Origin of the sequence: Colwellia echini (assembly GCF_002843355.2) — a bacterium.
GTDB lineage: Bacteria > Pseudomonadota > Gammaproteobacteria > Enterobacterales > Alteromonadaceae > Colwellia > Colwellia echini.
On sequence record NZ_PJAI02000049.1, the window covers coordinates 1 to 2,682 of the forward strand.

Here is a 2,682-nt window from a genome sequence, read left to right on the forward strand (position 1 = left end):
TCGGTGAATAATATCTATTAGATCACAGCGAGGAACTTGCTTCAAGCTTAAAAAACAAACAATTAAGGAAATATAAAAAAAGACGTAAACACGTCTTTTTTGGAGAAATTCTACAGCCTCAACGCCCTAATAATGGGCTAAAAATAGTTTGCTAAAATGTTGAGGAACGAAAACAGTAAACTGTTTTTAGTCCTTATTTATTAGCTTGTTAGCTGCCTTTGTTCACCCCATTCTTCAAAATAGATTGCCAAAGATTCAGTAAATCTTTTACTTCTTGAGAATAGCTTGGAACTCTGGGTTGAAACAATACACCAAGATCATTTATTGCTTTAGCCAAAAATGCTGAAGCATATTGGAGTGAAATACTCATCAAAGTTAAACATTCAGGATCTCCAGCTTTAAAGTCCATCAGCTGAGAAACAGAAAATGGATGTGTATGAACATGACTAGATAGTTGCATAACAACCGCTTTATGATAGTCATTGTCAATTCCAGAGCGGCTATCCCTCTCTCCCTGATTTATATGATAAGTCTCATATCTTTTTTTCTCTAATTTGGTTTTCAATCCTTTGTCGCATTTTTCTAGATGTGGGTGCTGTAAAACTTGAGAATGAAGTAAGCAAACTTCTTCTTTTACATAGTTCAGTTCTGGATGTTTACTGCGAATTAATTCCAGCATTTTTTCTCGTCGTGACTCTGAGTGTAATCTCCAAAATTTGATCCTAAAGTCACGTTCTATTTCATCAACATTATCCAGTGAAATATAAAATAAGGCATCGTATGTTTCGATTAAAGTCCGTGAAATAGCATAGTGCGATGAAACATCCCAGAGCTGTCGGGTGGGAGTAGTTGAAATATTTGGTGAGAGATCAAGTAAAGTCTTTCCGTGACACCATAATTTTACGAAAATTTTCTCGGCATAACCTTCATGAACAAAATTTGGCTTCAAGCCAACTTGAAGGTCAACAAGAGCTTTTCCTGCATCAAGTAACAGTGAGAATTCATTGTGAATTTTTTATAATTTTCGAATTCAGAACTCATAGTATCCTAGGCAGCTAACGCCCAAATAACAGGCTAAAAATTGTTGGCTACAATGGCGACGAAGGAGCTAAAGCCAACTGTTTTTAGTCCTTGTTAATTTGCTTGTTAGGGCGCAAATTATACGGCACACCTTTGTTCTGTCCAAATGCGCCTCCATAATATTTTTCGAAATCAAGTCCAAACTCCTTTTTGTTTTTAAATTGCAAAAACATATTGTCGTCTGCGACGGCAAGCTTTGAACCCGCAAGGGAATAGCCATTTTCAATTTTTTTAATTGGTAAATGCTCTAGCATTTCATACTCTATTATTAAATTTTTAAATTGCCCTTTATCTGAAACACCTTCTAGGCAATTTATGAAAAGTAAAGCAAGTTCTTTTGTTGATAGCTGTGCTCTGAGTATGCTTGTGTATTTTCTTTTTTGTTTTTCTGACAAAAGACTTTCTTCATAGCTATGAATTACTTTTAGAGCTTGATATAAGTTTCGAAAATAATGGCCAAGAACATGGTTATTATGATCTTGTAGAAACTTATAACGCTCAATTACTTCTTCTGGTGATGAAGAGTTTATTGATAAAATATTTAGTATTTCCTCAAAAGCAACCCGCCCTTCAAACACTGATTTTCTTGATATCTTTGCTGTCCCCAATACCATTTCTGAAAATACTTTTTCAGTTTTACTTTTCTGACTTATTTCATCAATATCAACTTTGATGCTATCCGCAATTTTATGGTGTAAATCTAAGATATTAAAAAAGGTGGTTTCTACCGCTTGAGTGCCCAATGCGTCAGCTGTTTTCTCATACTCAACTCTTGCTAACCGAAGTTCCTGTCTTTGAATTACGATCGTTGCGATAAGTCCAAACAATGTGAAAAACGTGAGTATTGGATTGAGCACGCCGCCCATAAAGTCACCAAAAACTCCACCTCGATCTGTAAATGAGATAAGCAATAAGTTAATAACTAAAAGGGTTGCCGCAGAAATAACTGCATATGTAAGAATTTTAAACAGGATTTTATTTAGAGAAGCTGAGTTCTGCTCTCCGTTTTCATCCGTAAACATACTTTCAAACTTAGGGAATGAATCATTTATCCATTTGGTGAGAAACTGCATTGATACTCCTTGCGCCCTAACGAGCTTGTAGAATAACTCATTTTTATGTTATTTATTAATAAAAATACTCTAACTGGATTATTTTCTTTTAACAATCAAAAACGTTTACGTTTTTGGCGATTTAATTTTTTACATCGTTAATTCATTGAAATAGCTAATTGGTGCTTAATAATTCAGTGTAATAGCGGTTTATATGATGTGTAGTTGGGCTTTTAACCCTTAATGCAGGTTGTTTCTTAACTTTTCAATATTATGAACAAGGCAATACAGTTGCCATTGGGTGTTTACTTTTTCTTGACCGCGTAAGGTCAATTTATTCATGCCTTTATTGACAGTAATATTGCCAAATACAGGCTCGATAGCACCTAATCGCTTACTGTATTGTCGTCGTCCTATTGGGCTATCTATTTTGACTTTCATTTTGTCAATGTAGCTTAGCCTTTTACCCGAGCCACATTGTTTAAACTGAACTTGCCGTCCTGTTTTTATTGGCGGTTTTCTCATGCATTGCTGTTGCAGTGGGCAACTT

The 2,682-nt window shown here is 35.1% G+C and carries 3 protein-coding genes; all 3 read right to left on the reverse strand.

The genetic code is table 11. The features are described from left to right. Nucleotides 1–208: 208 nt before the first annotated feature. On the reverse strand, nucleotides 209–949 hold the full coding sequence (locus CWS31_RS17095) for a DUF5677 domain-containing protein (RefSeq protein WP_101343751.1): 741 nt from the start codon (nucleotides 947–949) through the stop codon (nucleotides 209–211). 175 nt (nucleotides 950–1,124) lie between these two features. Then, nucleotides 1,125–2,153: a putative phage abortive infection protein gene (locus tag CWS31_RS17100; RefSeq protein ID WP_211355858.1), complete on the reverse strand. Its 1,029-nt coding sequence runs from the start codon at nucleotides 2,151–2,153 to the stop codon at nucleotides 1,125–1,127. A gap of 219 nt (nucleotides 2,154–2,372) precedes the next feature. Beyond that, on the reverse strand, nucleotides 2,373–2,682 hold a 310-nt coding region (locus CWS31_RS17105; protein ID WP_246143541.1), incomplete at its 5' end, for a transposase.

What these genes read in the sequence shown, in the direction of transcription:
- CWS31_RS17100 (WP_211355858.1), bottom strand. Translation starts at nt 2,153, where the DNA reads ATGCAGTTTCTCACCAAATGGATAAATGATTCATTCCCTAAGTTTGAA.